At 53.2% G+C, this 16574-nt stretch carries 16 protein-coding genes; 9 read left to right on the top strand and 7 right to left on the bottom strand.

What is annotated here, in order from left to right; all coding sequences use genetic code 11:
- Positions 1–6: 6 nt before the first annotated feature.
- Both prc and htpX read left to right on the top strand, forming a co-directional pair.
- On the top strand, positions 7–2046 hold the full coding sequence (gene prc / locus PAT9B_RS11365; RefSeq protein ID WP_013509413.1) for a carboxy terminal-processing peptidase: 2040 nt from the start codon (positions 7–9) through the stop codon (positions 2044–2046).
- A gap of 221 nt (positions 2047–2267) precedes the next feature.
- Positions 2268–3149: a protease HtpX gene (gene htpX / locus PAT9B_RS11360; protein ID WP_013509412.1), complete on the top strand. Its 882-nt coding sequence runs from the start codon at positions 2268–2270 to the stop codon at positions 3147–3149.
- A gap of 414 nt (positions 3150–3563) precedes the next feature.
- Here htpX and PAT9B_RS11355 read toward each other — a convergent pair whose 3' ends face one another.
- The gene (locus PAT9B_RS11355; protein ID WP_013509411.1) at positions 3564–4946 is read right to left on the bottom strand and encodes an MFS transporter; all 1383 of its coding nucleotides are present in this window, start codon (positions 4944–4946) and stop codon (positions 3564–3566) included.
- A 190-nt stretch (positions 4947–5136) separates the two neighbouring features.
- Between PAT9B_RS11355 and kdgR the strand changes: the two genes are divergently transcribed.
- A complete protein-coding gene (kdgR, locus tag PAT9B_RS11350; protein WP_013509410.1) occupies positions 5137–5928 on the top strand; it encodes a DNA-binding transcriptional regulator KdgR in 792 nt (263 codons plus the stop codon).
- Between the two features lie 42 nt (positions 5929–5970).
- Here the strand turns inward: kdgR and PAT9B_RS11345 are convergent, their stop codons facing one another.
- Positions 5971–6207, bottom strand: a complete 237-nt coding sequence (locus PAT9B_RS11345) for a YobH family protein (protein ID WP_013509409.1) — start codon at positions 6205–6207, stop codon at positions 5971–5973.
- A 210-nt stretch (positions 6208–6417) separates the two neighbouring features.
- On the opposite strand from PAT9B_RS11345, the gene PAT9B_RS11340 reads away from it, so the two are divergent.
- From PAT9B_RS11340 to rlmA, 5 genes are all read left to right on the top strand, one after another.
- Positions 6418–6690, top strand: coding sequence for a YebO family protein (locus PAT9B_RS11340; RefSeq protein WP_013509408.1), 273 nt, complete (start codon positions 6418–6420; stop codon positions 6688–6690).
- A gap of 18 nt (positions 6691–6708) precedes the next feature.
- On the top strand, positions 6709–7719 hold the full coding sequence (locus PAT9B_RS11335; protein WP_013509407.1) for an MBL fold metallo-hydrolase: 1011 nt from the start codon (positions 6709–6711) through the stop codon (positions 7717–7719).
- 529 nt (positions 7720–8248) lie between these two features.
- Positions 8249–8329, top strand: a complete 81-nt coding sequence (locus PAT9B_RS30605) for a DUF2627 domain-containing protein (protein ID WP_139810977.1) — start codon at positions 8249–8251, stop codon at positions 8327–8329.
- Positions 8330–8407: 78 nt separating this feature from the next.
- A complete protein-coding gene (gene cspE / locus PAT9B_RS11330) occupies positions 8408–8617 on the top strand; it encodes a transcription antiterminator/RNA stability regulator CspE (protein ID WP_001062678.1) in 210 nt (69 codons plus the stop codon).
- A gap of 139 nt (positions 8618–8756) precedes the next feature.
- Complete coding sequence (gene rlmA, locus PAT9B_RS11325; RefSeq protein WP_013509406.1) at positions 8757–9563, top strand: 23S rRNA (guanine(745)-N(1))-methyltransferase; 807 nt, start codon at positions 8757–8759, stop codon at positions 9561–9563.
- Here rlmA and PAT9B_RS11320 read toward each other — a convergent pair.
- From PAT9B_RS11320 to manX, 4 genes are all read right to left on the bottom strand, one after another.
- Complete coding sequence (locus tag PAT9B_RS11320) at positions 9560–10018, bottom strand: DUF986 family protein (RefSeq protein ID WP_013509405.1); 459 nt, start codon at positions 10016–10018, stop codon at positions 9560–9562. The genes rlmA and PAT9B_RS11320 overlap by 4 nt on opposite strands.
- A gap of 86 nt (positions 10019–10104) precedes the next feature.
- Positions 10105–10950 carry a PTS mannose transporter subunit IID gene (locus PAT9B_RS11315; protein ID WP_013509404.1) on the bottom strand — a complete coding sequence of 282 codons (846 nt, stop codon included), beginning with the start codon at positions 10948–10950 and terminating at the stop codon, positions 10105–10107.
- A gap of 15 nt (positions 10951–10965) precedes the next feature.
- Positions 10966–11766 (bottom strand): PTS mannose/fructose/sorbose transporter subunit IIC, encoded by an 801-nt coding sequence (locus tag PAT9B_RS11310; RefSeq protein WP_013509403.1) that lies wholly within the window; start codon positions 11764–11766, stop codon positions 10966–10968.
- Between the two features lie 62 nt (positions 11767–11828).
- Positions 11829–12791, bottom strand: coding sequence for a PTS mannose transporter subunit IIAB (gene manX, locus PAT9B_RS11305; RefSeq protein WP_013509402.1), 963 nt, complete (start codon positions 12789–12791; stop codon positions 11829–11831).
- 509 nt (positions 12792–13300) lie between these two features.
- Between manX and PAT9B_RS11295 the strand changes: the two genes are divergently transcribed.
- Positions 13301–14860, top strand: a complete 1560-nt coding sequence (locus tag PAT9B_RS11295; protein ID WP_013509401.1) for a TerC family protein — start codon at positions 13301–13303, stop codon at positions 14858–14860.
- A 107-nt stretch (positions 14861–14967) separates the two neighbouring features.
- On the opposite strand, the gene PAT9B_RS11290 is transcribed toward PAT9B_RS11295, so the two are convergent.
- A complete protein-coding gene (locus tag PAT9B_RS11290; RefSeq protein WP_013509400.1) occupies positions 14968–16530 on the bottom strand; it encodes an EAL domain-containing protein in 1563 nt (520 codons plus the stop codon).
- Positions 16531–16574 lie beyond the last annotated feature (44 nt).

Below are 16574 nucleotides of genomic sequence, written 5' to 3'. Positions count from 1 at the left end.
CCTGGCATGAACAATTTTTTAAAGATCGGTATGATCGCGGGCCTGCTGCTGGCAGGCCCCAGTTTCGGCGCTGACAACATTACCCGCGCTGACCAGATTCCGCAGTTGCATGAAGAACCACAGCATCCCACCGTCAGTGAACGTGTTACCTCGCGTTTTACCCGTTCTCATTACCGCCAGTTCGATCTGAATCAGGATTTTTCGGCGAAAATATTTGATCGCTACCTGAATCTCCTCGATTACAGCCACAACGTGCTGTTGGCTTCTGATATCGCGCAGTTTGCTGATAAGAAGACCACCCTCGGTGATGAGCTGCGCAGCGGTAAACTGGATGTCTTTTACGATTTATACAATCTGGCGCAGAAACGCCGCTTTGAGCGCTATCAATACGCGCTAAGCGTGCTGAACCGCCCGATGAATTTCACTGGAAATGACACCATCGATATCGATCGTGGCAAGTCTCCGTGGCCGAAAAGCACTGATGAGCTGAATGCGCTGTGGGATGCCAAGGTGAAGTACGATGAGCTGAGCCTGAAGCTGGCAGGCAAAGATGACAAAGAGATTCGTGAAACGTTGACCAAGCGCTACAACTTTGCCATCCGTCGTCTGGCGCAGAGCAACAGCGAAGACGTTTTCCAGTTGGCAATGACGGCTTTTGCGCACGAAATCGATCCGCATACCAATTATCTGTCGCCACGTAATACCGAGCAGTTCAACACGGAAATGAGCCTGTCGCTGGAAGGCATTGGCGCAGTGTTGCAGATGGATGACGATTACACGGTGATCAACTCGATGGTTGCCGGTGGTCCGGCAGCCAAGAGCAAATCGATCAGCGTTGGCGATCGCATTGTTGGCGTTGGTCAGCCCGGCAAACCGATGGAAGATGTGATCGGCTGGCGTCTGGATGACGTCGTGGCGAAGATCAAGGGACCGAAAGGCAGCAAAGTGCGCCTTGAGATCCTGCCTGCCGGTAAAGGCACCAAAACCCGTACTGTGACGCTGACGCGCGAGAAAATCCGCCTGGAAGATCGCGCGGTGAAAGGCACCGTACACACTGTTGGCAACGAGAAAGTCGGGGTGCTGGATATTCCGGGCTTCTACGTTGGCCTGACCGATGACGTGAAAGTGCAACTGCAAAAACTGCAAAAGCAGAATGTGGATAGCATCGTCATCGACCTGCGTACCAACGGCGGCGGGGCGCTGACTGAAGCGGTGTCGCTCTCTGGCCTGTTTATTCCGAGCGGCCCGGTAGTGCAGGTACGTGACAACAATGGTCGCGTGCGTGAAGACAGCGATAACGACGGTATTGTCTACTACAAAGGTCCGCTGGTGGTGCTGGTTGATCGCTTCAGTGCTTCTGCATCGGAAATCTTCGCGGCGGCCATGCAGGATTATGGCCGTGCTCTGATTGTCGGTGAACCGACCTTCGGTAAAGGCACCGTGCAGCAGTACCGCTCACTGAACCGTATCTATGATCAGATGTTGCGTCCGGAATGGCCTGCACTGGGTTCGGTACAGTACACCATTCAGAAGTTCTACCGTATCAACGGCGGCAGTACACAGCGTAAAGGGGTGACCCCAGATCTGCTGATGCCGACGGGCGTGGAAGCGGCTGAAACCGGTGAGAAGTTCGAAGACAATGCCTTACCGTGGGACAGCATCAACGCGGCGACCTATACCAAAACCGGGGATATCACTCCGCTGGTGCCGCAGCTGACCAAGGAACATGAGGACCGCATTGCGAAAGACCGCGAGTTCCAGTACATCATGAAAGATATTGCGCGCTTCAATGCGACCAAAGACAAACGCAATATCGTGTCACTCAATCTGGTTCAACGCGAGAAAGAGAACCATGACGAAGATGCACTGCGTCTGGAGCGTATCAATGCGCGTTATCAGGCTGAAGGCAAAGCACCGCTGAAGAGCCTTGACGATCTGCCGAAGGATTACAAAGAGCCAGATCCGTACCTGGATGAAACGGTGAAAATTGCCAACGATCTGGCGCAGCTGGAAAAATCCCAGCCGCAAGCGGCGGCCAGTAAATAACCGTAAGAACCGACCACAAGCACCGCGAAATGCGGTGCTTTTTTTTGCCTGCAATTTAATGGTTAGATGTCTGAATGCTTGCAAAGCGATAAGGCGTTACTGAATGTAAAGTTATGTCTTTTTAGACACTTAAACATTAAGGTTGCTTGAAATGCTGCGTAATGACCCTAGGATATATATCCGCGTATAAGTGCGTGCACAACTGAGGAAGATTAACGTTTATGATGCGTATTGCTCTTTTCCTGATCACCAACCTGGCGGTGATGTTGGTTTTCGGACTGATTCTCAGTCTGACAGGAATCCGGTCAAGCAGTGTTCAGGGTCTGATGATTATGGCAGGTCTGTTTGGCTTCGGCGGTGCGTTTGTTTCACTGCTGATGTCTAAATGGATGGCGTTGCGCTCGGTAGGCGGGGAAGTGATTGAACAACCGCGCAACGAGACGGAACGCTGGCTGATGGATACCGTTGGCCGCCAGGCACAGCAGGCTGGCATTGCGATGCCGCAAGTGGCGATTTATCACGCGCCTGATATCAACGCCTTTGCGACCGGCGCACGCCGTGATGCGTCGCTGGTGGCGGTCTCAACCGGGCTGTTGCAGAACATGAGCCGCGATGAAGCGGAAGCGGTGCTGGCGCACGAAATCAGCCATATCGCGAATGGCGACATGGTCACCATGACCTTGATTCAGGGGATTGTGAACACCTTCGTCATCTTTATCTCGCGTATCATTGCGCAGGTGGCTTCCGGCTTTCTGTCTGGTAACCGCGATGGTGAAGAGAGTAGCAACGGCAATCCGCTGGTCTATTTTGCGGTCGCAACCGTGCTGGAACTGGTGTTCGGTATTCTCGCCAGCATCATCACCATGTGGTTCTCACGTCATCGTGAGTTCCATGCTGATGCCGGTTCCGCGAAACTGGTAGGGCGTGAGAAAATGATTGCCGCGTTGCAACGCCTGAAAACCAGTTATGAGCCGCAGGAGCCGAGCAGCATGATGGCGTTCTGCATCAACGGTAAAGGTAAGTCGCTGAGCGAGTTGTTTATGTCCCATCCGCCGCTGGATAAGCGCATTGAAGCGCTGCGTAGCGGTGCCTACCTGAAGTAATTGCAGAAACTAAAAGGCCGCCAAACCGGCTAATGCTGGTCAGTTAAGGCCATATTCTGGTAAGGCTGCCATTTTTTAAGGAATGGCAGCCTTTTTTTCATGCGTGCTCTGCTGTGGGCCATCGCCCCTCTGCTGCTGCCGGGCAGTCCTCGCGCCGCTGACGCGGTGCCTTCGGCTTCAACGTCGTGCCGACGGACCGTTCGGGGAAGTCCATCCCTGTCCACCCCGAACTGACTCACGCATCCCTGCGTGAGTCTCCTGGCACAACGTTAAAGCCTCAGCGCTGCGAATAGCCCTTTGCAGCAGCAGAGGGGCGATGGCCTTCACGATTGTGCCCTTTCTGACAACACACACCAGACTGCGTCATCACCGATTGCTTAAGTGGCCAGCATTAGCCTGATGGCGCCCTTTGTTTTATGACTCTGCCGTCTCACGCGACTGCGTCATACGCGCCATACTGACCAGCGCGGCGACAGTTGAAAATGCTCCCGCCAGAATCAACGAAGCGTGGGTGCCGCTCTCGCTAAACAGGTTAAACATCAATGCCACCAACGCGGCACCGCTGCTTTGCCCCAGCAGACGTGCCGTACCCAGCATGCCGCTGGCACCGCCGCTACGGTTGCGCGGTGCGGAAGAGATAATGGTGTGATTGTTCGGCGACTGGAACAGACCAAAACCGGCACCACACAGCATCATACGCCAGATGATATCGGCGTCACCCGGTTGGGCGGGCAACAAGGCCAGCAGGAACAATCCGGCGGCAAACATCGCCAGCCCCAAACCTCCCAGTAGCCCCGCATGGACTTTTTCAATCAGGCGTCCGGCAATCGGGGCCATCACCATCGTTGCCAGCGGCCACGGGGTCAACAGCAGGCCGGTCGCCACCTCATCACGTCCCAGTACGTTTTGCAGAAAGAAGGGTAATGAAACCATGGCCAGCATCTGGGCGCAAAATGAACAGATTGATGTGCAGAGCGACAGGGTAAAAATCGGGATGCGGAGTAAATCCACCGGCAATAGCGGCACCGGCATCGCTAACTGACGGCGAATAAATACCACCCCAACCAGCAGCAGGGCTACCACTTCGCCGAGTACCAACCAGTGATTTTGCCCTTGGGCAAAGCCGCTGAGTGCGGAGATCAGTAAGCCAAAAAACAGGGCATTCATGATGGCACTGGCGACATCAAATTTCTGCTGCTTCGCCTTCTGCTGGTTATCCGGCAGGAAACGCAGGGCCAGCCACAGTGCAATGATGCCAAGCGGGACGTTGATCAGAAACAGCCATTGCCAGCTGGCGACAGACAAAATCGCCGCCGCCACCGTCGGGCCTGCCGCCGTGGAGACCGCGACAATCAGCGAGTTGATCGCCATACCCCGCCCGAGAAAGCGCTGCGGGTAGATAATGCGTATCAATGCGGTATTCACGCTCATCAGTGCGGCACCGCCAAACCCCTGCAACACGCGAGCCAGCGTCAGCATATTGAGCGATGAAGAGAGCGCGCAGAACAGCGACGTGGCGATGAACAGCGCCAGGCCTGCCTGATAAACACGTCGATAGCCGAGCATATCACCGAGAAACGACAGTGAAAGCAACGAGATCACGATAGCAATCTGGTAGGCGTTAACAATCCAGATTGATTCCGCCGGACTGGCGTGTAATTCACGGGAAATGGTGGGCAGGGCGACATTGGCAATCGCGCCATCCAGCACCGCCATCATAATACCCAGCGCGATGGTGATAATCGCGCCATAACGCTGGGGAACGGGTAAACCATCCTGAAGTGAGCTTGCGGACATAGAGAGAATAAGTGAAGGAAGTGAATATCATCATGCTAATCAATTCTGTAACGGAAAGCACCGCATGCGGTGACAAAAAGTATCAAGGAATGTGTCGCTGAGTGCTATCGATTGCCGCTGACGGTCTGAAGCGAATATACTGGCAAGATTGTTCCGTTTTTTTTGAAACAACCTCAAAAAAGGATACGCGATGGCGAACGCTGAAAACGATAAACAGCCTGACTCCGTTTCATCGGTGATGAAGGTGTTTGGTATTTTGCAGGCGCTGGGCGAAGAGCGCGACCACGGCATCACGGAGCTGTCTCAGCGCGTAATGATGTCAAAAAGCACCGTTTATCGCTTCTTGCAAACCATGAAGTCGCTGGGCTATGTCGCTCAGGAAGGGGAAACGGAAAAATATTCGCTGACGCTGAAGTTATTCGAATTGGGTGCGAAAGCCTTGCAGAACGTCGATCTGATTCGTAGCGCGGATGTGCAGATGCGTGAACTGTCACGCCTGACCAAAGAAACCATCCATCTTGGTGCGCTGGAAGAAGACAGCATCGTTTATATCCATAAAATCGATTCACTCTACAACCTGCGCATGTATTCACGCATTGGTCGCCGTAACCCGCTGCATACCACCGCGATTGGTAAAGTGCTGCTGGCCTGGCGCGATCGCAGCGAAGTGCAGGAAATTCTCAGCGAAGTGGAGTTTCGTCGCAGCACCGCCAACACCATCGTGAGCGCCGAGGCACTGCTTAAGGTGCTCGATCAGGTCAAAGAGCAGGGCTTTGGCGAAGATAACGAGGAACAGGAAGAGGGATTGCGCTGTATTGCCGTGCCGGTTTTTGATCGGTTTGGTGTGGTGATTGCGGGCCTCAGCATCTCATTCCCCACCATTCGCTTCTCCGAAGAGGGGAAAAACGAATACGTGGCGATGTTGCATCGTGCTGCTCGGGCGGTCTCAGAGCAGATGGGATACCACGATTATCCTTTCTGAGTCAGTAATAAACGGGCTGTTGCCAGCCCGTTTATTCAGTAATCAATTATCGACCACTTCACCACTTTTCTTCAGTATCGGGCAGTCAGTCACGCCGACAATGCCGCTATCAGTATGCAGATACTGCGCGGTGATCATGCCTCGCGCGGTAAGATAGCTACATTGCAGACCGAGTCCGGCTGCGTTTTTATTGCTGCCGGTTAACACGCCATAGCCCGTGAATAACATCGCCAGCCAGATAACAGCGATCACCACGATCGCCCGGATGAATAGTTTCATTTTGTCTCCATGTGATACATAACGCAGCTGTCCTGGTGCTGCTGCCATCACTATAGTAGCAGCTTGCCTCATTGGGTCGATCAGAGATAACTGAAAGGTGATGTACAGGAAAATCTGCATTCAGTCCGTCCCCATTATCTTTTCCTGCCGCAAAGAGTAGAATTACTCGCTAAGTGAGTATTTGACGTTAATCAGTAATCTGAGGCAGTTATGAATGAGTTAGCCGCAAATTCCAGTCCATTGTTCAGCTACGGTGTACTGGCCATCATTATCATTGTGGCCTTTATCGCCTGGTTCTTTGTCAATCGGGCCAGCGTGCGCGCCAGCGAGCAGATACAGTTGCTGGAAACGCTGTTGGAAGAGCAGAAAAAGCAGAATGCGCTGTTGCGCCGCCTTGCGGATGCACAGCCGGACACAGCAACGAAAGATACCGAGGAAGAAGACGAAAAACGTGATTTTATTCGTCTGATTCCGGAGCGTTAATCGACAGATGGAGTGGTAATGGCCTGGCAAAACCCCTGGTACGATGCGGCGAAACAACACCATACGCCGCAGGGTTTTCGTAACCCGGAAGAAGAGTTAAGGCAACCGGGGGATTTACAGCGCTGGCAGCGTGAACGCAAAGAACAGGGCTTACCCTTCCCACCCCGGGCCGGTTATCCGGCCTTTATCAACGACTGGTGCCAGCCAGTCGATTTGCAGGGTGAAGATGATCGTATCTGGTGGCTCGGCCACGCTGCCTTATTACTTCGCCTGAATCAGCGTTATCTGTTAATTGACCCGGCGCTGTCGCAGCGCGCATCCCCGTTACCCTTTGCGGGACCACAGCGCAAAACGCCAGCACCGTTACGTGTGGCGCAGTTGCCGCATCTGGATTATGTGCTGATCTCACACAACCATTATGATCATCTGGATCGCCCAACGGTGAAACGCATCGCCAGACAATTTCCGGAGGCGCGTTTTCTGGTGCCACTGGGGATGGGGAAATGGTGTCAGCGTCGTGGTGTCCGCCATGTCACTGAACTTGACTGGTGGCAAAGTGTTGCGCTGGGCAGCGTGCAATTTAGCGCGGTGCCAGCACGCCACTGGAGTATGCGTACCTTCTTCGACCGGAATCGCTCCTTATGGTGCGGTTGGGTGATCCGCCATGCAGCGCTTAATTTTTGGTTCGCCGGCGACAGTGGTTATAGCGATAACCTGGGTCTGATCGCAGAAAAACTCGGGCCTTTTAATCTGGCCGCTTTGCCAATAGGTGCTTACGCACCAAAATGGTTCATGCGTGGGCAACACATGGATCCTGATCAGGCGGTACAATTGTGGCAACAGATTGGCCGCCCGGTGACGATTCCAATCCACTGGGGCGTGTTTGAGTTGGCCGATGAATCGCTGGATGAACCCCCGGTGGTGCTGGCTAAGGCGCTCAGCGCTGCAAACGAGGCAAGTCGCGACTTTATGCCGTGGAGAATAGGGGAAAGTCGGAGCCTGCTGAATATCGATTCAGATTTGTCCTAAGCCCTTTTTGTTAAATCCAGCCTGCTGGTGCGTTTTTTTAACATTTATTTGTTTTGATGTTAGAAAAAAATGAGATAACTGCCAAACGAAATGGATGCGTATATTTGGGGCAAGGGAGAATATATTTTCCTGATTTTGGTGCAAAACTATTAATAACCTGTACCTGATAAAAACGATTGTACAGGATTTGCACGATGCACATATGTTGCGCCATACGTTAACATTTTGGTGGAATTCATTATCTATGCCATATTTGTGCAATATTTTTTGCGTATGATTATCGATTTAAATAGCGTGATATTGGACAAAATTCAGCCATTGAACTACAACAATTTTTGGCTGTAACGCTACTGATCAATAACCCTTTTTTGTGCAGGCTTGGTGACGCGAGGAAGTGAGAAGGCAGCCGAAGTTTGTGTCTTCGCCAGCAATTATGTGCGGCAAGTCGATCACCGTTTAAAAATGGCTTGCCATTAATTTGCGGATATGTGATAACGATTCGTGGGTCAAACGAGGTACAGTTCTGTTTATGTATGGCATCTTCAGTAAAGAAGTTACGAGTAAAGACGTTGACGTTGAATACCGCTTCCTTGCCGAAACCTTAAATTAGTGCCTCATGCAGTAATGTCTCTGGTTTTTCTGTAAGTCTGCCCTCGGGCAAAATAAACACTCTAAGGAATTTGCAAAAATGGCAAAAATTAAAGGTCAGGTTAAGTGGTTCAACGAGTCTAAAGGTTTTGGTTTTATCACTCCTGCTGACGGTAGCAAAGATGTGTTCGTACACTTCTCTGCAATCCAGGGCAATGGTTTTAAAACTCTGGCCGAAGGCCAAAATGTTGAATTCGAAATCCAGGACGGCCAGAAAGGTCCGGCTGCAGTCAACGTCACTGCTATCTGATTTCGTCGCCAGGCTCGGTGTCATGCACCACTGAAACGAATCCTAAAGCCCCGGTCTGTGACCGGGGCTTTTCTTTATCCTTTCTGTAAACAGATGACCAGGGTACACTGCGCCGCGAATCGCTAACCCGGAGTTATCTATGTCTTTGATTTGCCCACTTTGTCATCAGCCACTTCTGCTGCAAAGCGCCAGCTACCGCTGCGATGCCGGTCATCAGTATGATTTGGCGAAAGAAGGGTATGTCAATCTGCTCCCGGTCCAACACAAAAGCTCCCGCCAACCCGGTGACAGCCCGGAAATGCTGCTGGCGCGCCGCGAATTTCTCGATGCCGGTTACTATCAACCGCTGCGCGATCGCGTGTCAGCATGGCTGTCTCAGCGCTTACCCGCGACCGCCACGCAGTTGCTCGATATCGGTTGTGGTGAAGGGTATTACACGGCGGCAATGGCAGCGGCGGTGCCGCAGGCTCAGGTTTATGGTCTGGATGTGGCGAAAGCGGCGATTCGCATGGCGGCGAAACGTTACCGCGCAGTAAAATTTTGCGTCGCGTCGAGCCAACGGCTGCCGTTCGCCGACGCGTCTCTTGACGGCATCGTGCGTATCTATGCGCCCTGCAATGAAGAGGAACTGAGTCGGGTGGTGAAGTCTGGTGGCTATTTGCTGACGGTCACACCCGGTGCCCACCATCTGGAGCAGTTTAAGGCGCTTATCTATCGTGAAGTGCAGCTGCATATGGCGGAAGAGAAAGCCTATGCGGGCTTTCATCAGGTGGCGCAGGAAAACCTGCGTTATGGCATGACGCTCAGCGGTAGCGCGGCCACCACCTTATTACAGATGACGCCTTTTGCCTGGCGTGCGCGTGAGGACGTATGGCAAAGCCTGGCGGCGGCCACCGCCTTTGCATGTGAGGCCGACTTTACGCTGACGCTCTGGCAGCGCGATTAACGCGCATCCACCAGCGTGTGGTAGATCTTTTCTAAATCGTCGAGTTGTTTCACCGCAATCAGCAGGCGGCGTTGCTCAAGTTGCATCACGAGGATGCCGTCTTCGGACAGGTTCATGCTTTGAATGCGCTGATAATCAATCCAGACACCGGCGAAAAACAAGCCGTCATTCTTCATCAACAATTTCGGGCTACGTAGCCAGAACAGCCAGAATGCCATGAAGCACAGCACCATCAGTAAGGTGGTGGTGAGCTGCGGCCCCTGATGGCTGACGTTGTTCCACAATAAAATTAACAACAACACGATAAAGATGGCGCTGTCGATTTTATGGCGGCGGCGCAGCGCGACGCGCAATTTGGTGGGGCCGTTACGCCGGGGCAGAATCGCCTCATCGTAGATAGCAAACAGCAACAGGCCAGCGATAAGCAGTGCAATCAGGGCGTCAGTCAGTGACATGATGATTCCTTAACAGAAGTGACCTCAGCGTTGGCGCTCAGGTAACCCCTGTAAAACAACCGGGGGCACATGGCCCCCGGCAAGCTTTACAGACCGAGTAAGCCGATCCAGTAACCGAAAATACCAATCGCAAAGAAGCCAACGATAATCCACAATGCGTTGACCTTACGACGCAACAGCCACATACAACCAAAGGTTAACAGCAGCGGAATCAGCCCTGGCATCAATTGGTCGAGAATCGACTGAACGGTCGTTACCGTCGTTTTTCCCGTCTGGTCAGTGATGCGCGACACCACCAATGGCACATTTACATGCGTCCACTTGTTAACCAACGCCCCCATGACAAACAGGCCGAGAATTGACGCCCCCTCGGTCAGTTTTTGCAGGAAGCCACCGCCCATATCGCTAACGATATCTACCCCTTTGCGGTAGCCATAGGCCACGCCGTAGTAGCGAGTCAGCAAGCGCGCAATGTTGAACAAGAGGAAAAACAGCAGTGGGCCAAGCAGACTGCCGCTCATGGCGATCCCTGCGCCGAGGGCAGCGAACACCGGACGGACCGTACCCCAGAAAATCGGGTCACCGACCCCCGCCAGGGGTCCCATCAGACCGACTTTGATACCGTTGATGGCACCATCGTCAATCGCGGCGCCATTAGCACGCTGCTCTTCCATCGCCATTGTCACGCCGAGGACCGGCGCGGCGACGAACGGATGGGTGTTGAAGAACTCCAGATGGCGTTTGATGGCCTGTTTGCGGTCATCGTTGTTTTCCGGATAGAGACGGCGAATGACCGGCACCATCGAGAAGCAGAAGCCCAGCGCCTGCATACGTTCAAAGTTCCACGAACCCTGGAACAGGTTGGAGCGCAGGAACACGCCACGGACATCGCCCGGAGTGAGTTTCTTTTGAGACTGAGTAGTATCAACCATGATGTCACCTGTTCCTTAATCGAGTTCGTTGTCGAGGTCGTTTTGCGCAGGACCGGCAGCCGCAGCGCCCGCAACACGGTTATATTTCGGAGCCAACTGGATATACAGCACGGCCATTACCACGCCAATCACGCCCAGTGCCACCAGGTTGAAGTTGGTGAATGCGGCAGTGACGAAGCCGAGGTAGAAGAACGGCATCAGGTAGCCCGCGCGCATCATGTTGATGACCATCGCATAACCGACGACGACGATCATGCCGCCCGCGATATTCAGGCCATTGGTGACCACTTCCGGGATGGAACTCAGCAGGGTATGAACCGCGCTGGTGCCGACGGAGATGGCAACGATCAATGCCGGAATGGCGATACGCATTGCCTGCAACAGCAGGGCAGAGACGTGTATCCACGAAATGGCGGACAGGTTGCCTTTCTCTGCTGCTTTATCGGCAGCATGCTGGAAGGCCACGGTGATAGTACGAACGATAATGGTCAATACCTGACCGGCCGCTGCCAACGGGATGGCTAACGCGATACCGGCACCGACGCTTTGACCACCGGCAATAACCAGAATGGTCGAGATGATAGAGGCGAGGGCGGCATCCGGTGCCACTGCTGCACCGATGTTCATCCAACCCAGGGCGATCATCTCCAGCGTACCGCCGATGATGATACCGGTCTTCATATCACCCAGCACGGCACCGATCAGGGTACAAGCCACCAACGGACGGTGGAACTGGAACTCATCAAGAATCGATCCCATCCCAGCGATACAAGCCACAATAAATATCAAAATGATTTGTAGCGAGGTTATCTCCATTGCATTTCTCCTAAGCAAAGGTCACGAAATATTCGCCCGCGCAAGCAGGCACAGATGGCGAATTACGCATTTACCTTCGCAATCAGGTCCATCATTTTCAGTTTCGGGTCGTTAGAAACTTTGCGCACTTCCAGCTCGATACCACGGTCATTGAGTTTGCGGAACGCGGCAATATCCTTCTCATCGACGGATACGGCGTTGTTAACCTGAGTTTTGCCCTGGCGGAACGCCATGCCGCCAATATTGACGGATTTGATGTCCACACCTTGTTCCACAATCCGCTCGACATCGGTCGGATTGGTGAACAGCAGCATGACGCGGTCGCGACCATATTTCGGGTTATTCCAGACGCGAATCATTTTATCGACATCTACCACGTGCGCCGTCACACCGGGTGGTGCCACCTGGGTGAGTAACGTTTTACGGACGTGGTCGTTGGCGACTTCATCACTGACAACAATAATGCGTGTGACGTTGGTTTCTTTGGTCCAGCGGGTGGCGACCTGACCATGAATCAGACGGTCATCAATACGGGCCAGACCAATCTTCATATGCTCGCCAGGGGCCAGCGGCTTCTGCGGCTGAGGGGCCGCTTTGGCAACGGGGACGGCAGGTGCAGGCTCAGCCGTTTCAGTTTTCAGCGCTTTAACGCCTTCGCGACCCGCTTCGACCGCGATGTGAATTAACTCCTCCAGTGAGGGATTATCATCACGTCCCATCAGGGTCTCGACTAACATCGGAATGTTGACCCCAGCAATGACATCATGGTCCGGTTTATCTACCACGATGCGGCTTGCCGCGTTGAAGGGACTGCCACCCCAGGTGTCGACCAGGAACAGTACACCTTTAGAGGTGTCCATTGTCGCCAGTCGCGCCTGATACTTTTCAATTAGCGTTTCTGCATTTTCGCCGGGAACGAAATCAATCCATCCGACATTTTCCTGCTCACCCAACAGCATTTCTGCTGTTTTCAGCAGCTGTTCTGCCGCCCAGCCATGTGTACCAATTACAATAGCAATGGTCACTTGCTACCTCCGTTCGCATGAGAGATTCTCTGGCTTCGCCGGGAATCGATGAAAATTACCGTTGTAGTTTCCTGTGGATCGTTTCGGTCGAAGGTGAAGAAAACATCGATTAAAAATCCAAAACTTTCCGCTACACAGCGATAAGGTCGCGATTTATTTTAGTGAGTGAAAAAATAAATTATGTGATGTTTGTCAGTAATTCAGAGCGCAGCGGTGTTAATTCGTGCTTTTATCTCTCCTTCTTTCAGACTGTTACCGTTTGTAAATGTAAGAAAATTTTTTGACGCCCGTGATGTAACTGATACATTAACGATCTGTTTATTAATCAGGAGTACCGGGCATTAGCTCACCTTTATGGACCGTCACCGACGTCGCTTCACCTCTTCTCAGCGCCTGCTGGCGCATGCATCCACGCCTTGCGGCGTAACCCCATTCGTTAACGATCTGCTGTCTCGCCCTGTGGCGCAGGCCGACTTTCGTGCGCAGCTTTTCCCGGTAAGGAGCCATTGATGGAATTTCTCTTCGACCCTTCCATCTGGGCGGGTTTGCTGACGCTGATCGTGCTGGAAATTGTCCTCGGCATCGATAACCTGGTTTTTATCGCGATCCTCGCTGACAAACTGCCGCCTAAACAGCGTGATAAAGCACGCCTGATCGGCCTGTCGCTGGCGCTGGTGATGCGACTGGGCCTGCTGTCACTCATCTCGTGGATGGTGACATTAACGCGACCCCTATTCAGCGTAGGCGATTTCAGCTTTTCCGGGCGCGATTTAATCCTGCTGGTGGGTGGTTTGTTCCTGTTGTTCAAGGCAACGATGGAGCTGCATGAACGTTTAGAGAACCGCAATCTGGAGCACCAGGGCAACCGCAGCTATGCCAGTTTCTGGGCGGTAGTGACGCAGATTGTGGTGCTGGATGCAGTGTTTTCACTGGATGCGGTGATTACCGCCGTGGGGATGGTGAACCATCTGCCGGTGATGATGACGGCAGTAGTGATCGCCATGGGCGTGATGTTGCTGGCCTCAAAACCGTTGACCCGTTTTGTTAACGCGCATCCGACCGTGGTGGTGTTGTGTCTCAGCTTCCTGCTGATGATCGGTTTGTCGCTGGTGGCAGAAGGTTTTGGTTTCCATATTCCGAAAGGCTACCTGTATGCGGCAATTGGCTTCTCGATCCTGATCGAATTGTTTAACCAGATCGCCCGCCGTAACTTTATTCGCCATCAGGCTCATCGCCCCATGCGTGAGCGCACCGCCGAAGCGATTCTGCGTCTGATGGGCGGTCGTCAGCGTAAGCAGGCGGCGACGTCTGAAGAGCAGGCGCTGGTGGAAGCGATGCCGCAGGAAGCCTTTAAAGATGAAGAACGTTATATGATCAACGGCGTGCTGACGCTGGCACAACGTTCCATTCGCAGCATTATGACGCCTCGCGGTGAAATCTCCTGGGTGGATGTGGAGCGTCCGTTGGATGAGATTCGCATCCAGCTACTGGACACGCCGCACAGCCTGTTCCCGGTATGCCGGGGCGAGCTGGACGAGATTATCGGCGTGGTGCGTGCGAAGGAGCTGTTGGTAGCGTTGGAACACGGCATGGATGTCGCCACCTTTGCGGCGAACACCCCGGCGATTGTGGTGCCGGAAACGCTGGACCCGATCAACTTGTTGGGCGTGCTGCGGCGCGCGAAGGGGAGCTTTGTTATCGTCACCAACGAGTTTGGTGTGGTGCAGGGCTTGATCACCCCACTGGACGTGCTGGAAGCGATTGCGGGTGAGTTCCCTGACGAAGACGAAACGCCAGATATTATTGCCGACGGTGAGGGCTGGCTGGTGAAGGGCGGCACCGATCTGCATTCATTGCAACAGCTGCTGGACTATCACGAACTGGTGAAAGCCGAAGATGATCACGCCTCGCTGGCCGGTCTGCTAATTGACCAGAAAGGGCAGTTGCCGCTGCCGGGTGAGGTGATTGATCTGCCACCGCTGCATTTCCAGATTATCGAGGCGACAGATTACCGCATTGATCTGGTGCGTGTGACGAAAGACAAGCCGCACGAGGATGAAGAAATATAAAAATTTGGCACCTTCGGGTGCCAAACTTTTTCATTCAGTGTAGCGGCGCGATTTATCGCGCTTGTCTTGACCTACCGGGTGCAAAATACGCGCGATAAATCGCGCCGCTACGCACTCAGTTGTGCCTGATGTTGCTCCAGCCAGGCAGGGAAATCCTCAATGGGCATCGGACGTGCATAGAAATAGCCCTGCAAATGGTCAACACCGCGCTCGCGCAGATAATGTGCCTGTTCAGCCGTCTCCACACCCTCCGCCACCAGCGCGATATTCAGACGTTGTGCCAGCGAAATCACCATATCTGTCACGGTAGCGTTAATGGCATCGGTGCCAATCGCGGCGGTAAAAATCTTGTCGATCTTCAGAACATCCGGTTTGAGATCTTTCAGATAAGCAAGGGAACTGTGCCCGGTGCCAAAATCATCAATGGCCAGCCGCACACCAATTTCATGCAGTTGCGCCACCACCGCTTGATCAATCACCGGGAGCGCATCGCGTTCGGTTAACTCCACGACCAGCTTGGGTAACGGGTTGGCTGGCCACCAGATACGTTGCAGATCTTCAACAATCGCCCGATCGTGAAAGTGGCTGGCGGCGACGTTGATGGCGATATGGAAAGAGGGGCAGTGGGGCAGATTCGGCAATTCATCCACGACTTTGGCAATGACGAAGCGTGTCAGGGGCGCAATCAGGTTCTGTCGCTCGGCCAGCGGAATAAACACATCCGGCGCGATCCAGCCCTGGCGCGGGTTGTGCCAGCGCAGCAACAGCTCGATACCATCACATTCACCGCTTTTGGCGTTAATCAGTGGCTGGCAATAAACCATAAACTCATTGGCGGTGATGCCATAACTGATTTGCCAGCTGAGACTCATGCGGTTAGCGGTCGCCAGCCAGACGATATAACCCATCAATAAACTGAGCAGCACCGCCAGCGGCAATTGCGACGGCATGGTGCTCAACGCCAGACGCGCCGGTGAGGGGCCGTACAGCGTGATGGTGTAGGGGTAGCGTAGCGATGCCTGATCGTAAGCGACTTCATCTTCTGACGGTAGCGTGGGTTCAATCAGCGGATTGCCATATTCCAGGCTTTGTCCGCCCACGTTGAATATGGCACGTTCAACCCAGGGCAATTGCGGCTCAAGCAGGTAATTGGTCATTAACTCAATATTAATCACCTGCAATAACCCTTCCCGATTATCCAGCGACTTGGGCGTCCACAGCAGCAATACCGGGGAACCTTTTAACAGATAATCGTCGGTGGTGAGCATCATGCGCTCATTATTAATCGCCAGCTGGGGATAGGTCTGGCTGAAGGAAATATTTTGCGGCCCGTAAATACTGGAGCAATAGAGCGTGTCATTCTCCACCAGCAAAATCGAGCGCACGGTTTGCAGGGCGGCAATTTTTTCAATCAGTGGAAAACGGACTTGCGGGCAAGGCACACCGACCAGGCCAAGGGTGTTATTGGCGGAGACATCCAGCGGAGAAAACATACGGTCAAAACGTTCGATGGCGCGAGAGGCAAAATCCAGAGACTGCTGCTCAATACGTGACTTCTCTTCTATATAACGAAAAGTCAGCGTTAAAATTAAAACCAGCGCGGCGATCACTAACGCAATAAGCAATCGCTTACGGCGAAATTGACCAACAAATTGCTGGGCTATGAGCATCAGTAACCACCTTGCAAAGACTAAGAATAAAGCCAAAGAACGTC

It is taken from the genome of Pantoea sp. At-9b (assembly GCF_000175935.2).
GTDB lineage: Bacteria > Pseudomonadota > Gammaproteobacteria > Enterobacterales > Enterobacteriaceae > Pantoea.
Note: the sequence above shows the minus strand (reverse complement) of the source record. Positions and strands in the feature narration are given on the sequence as shown.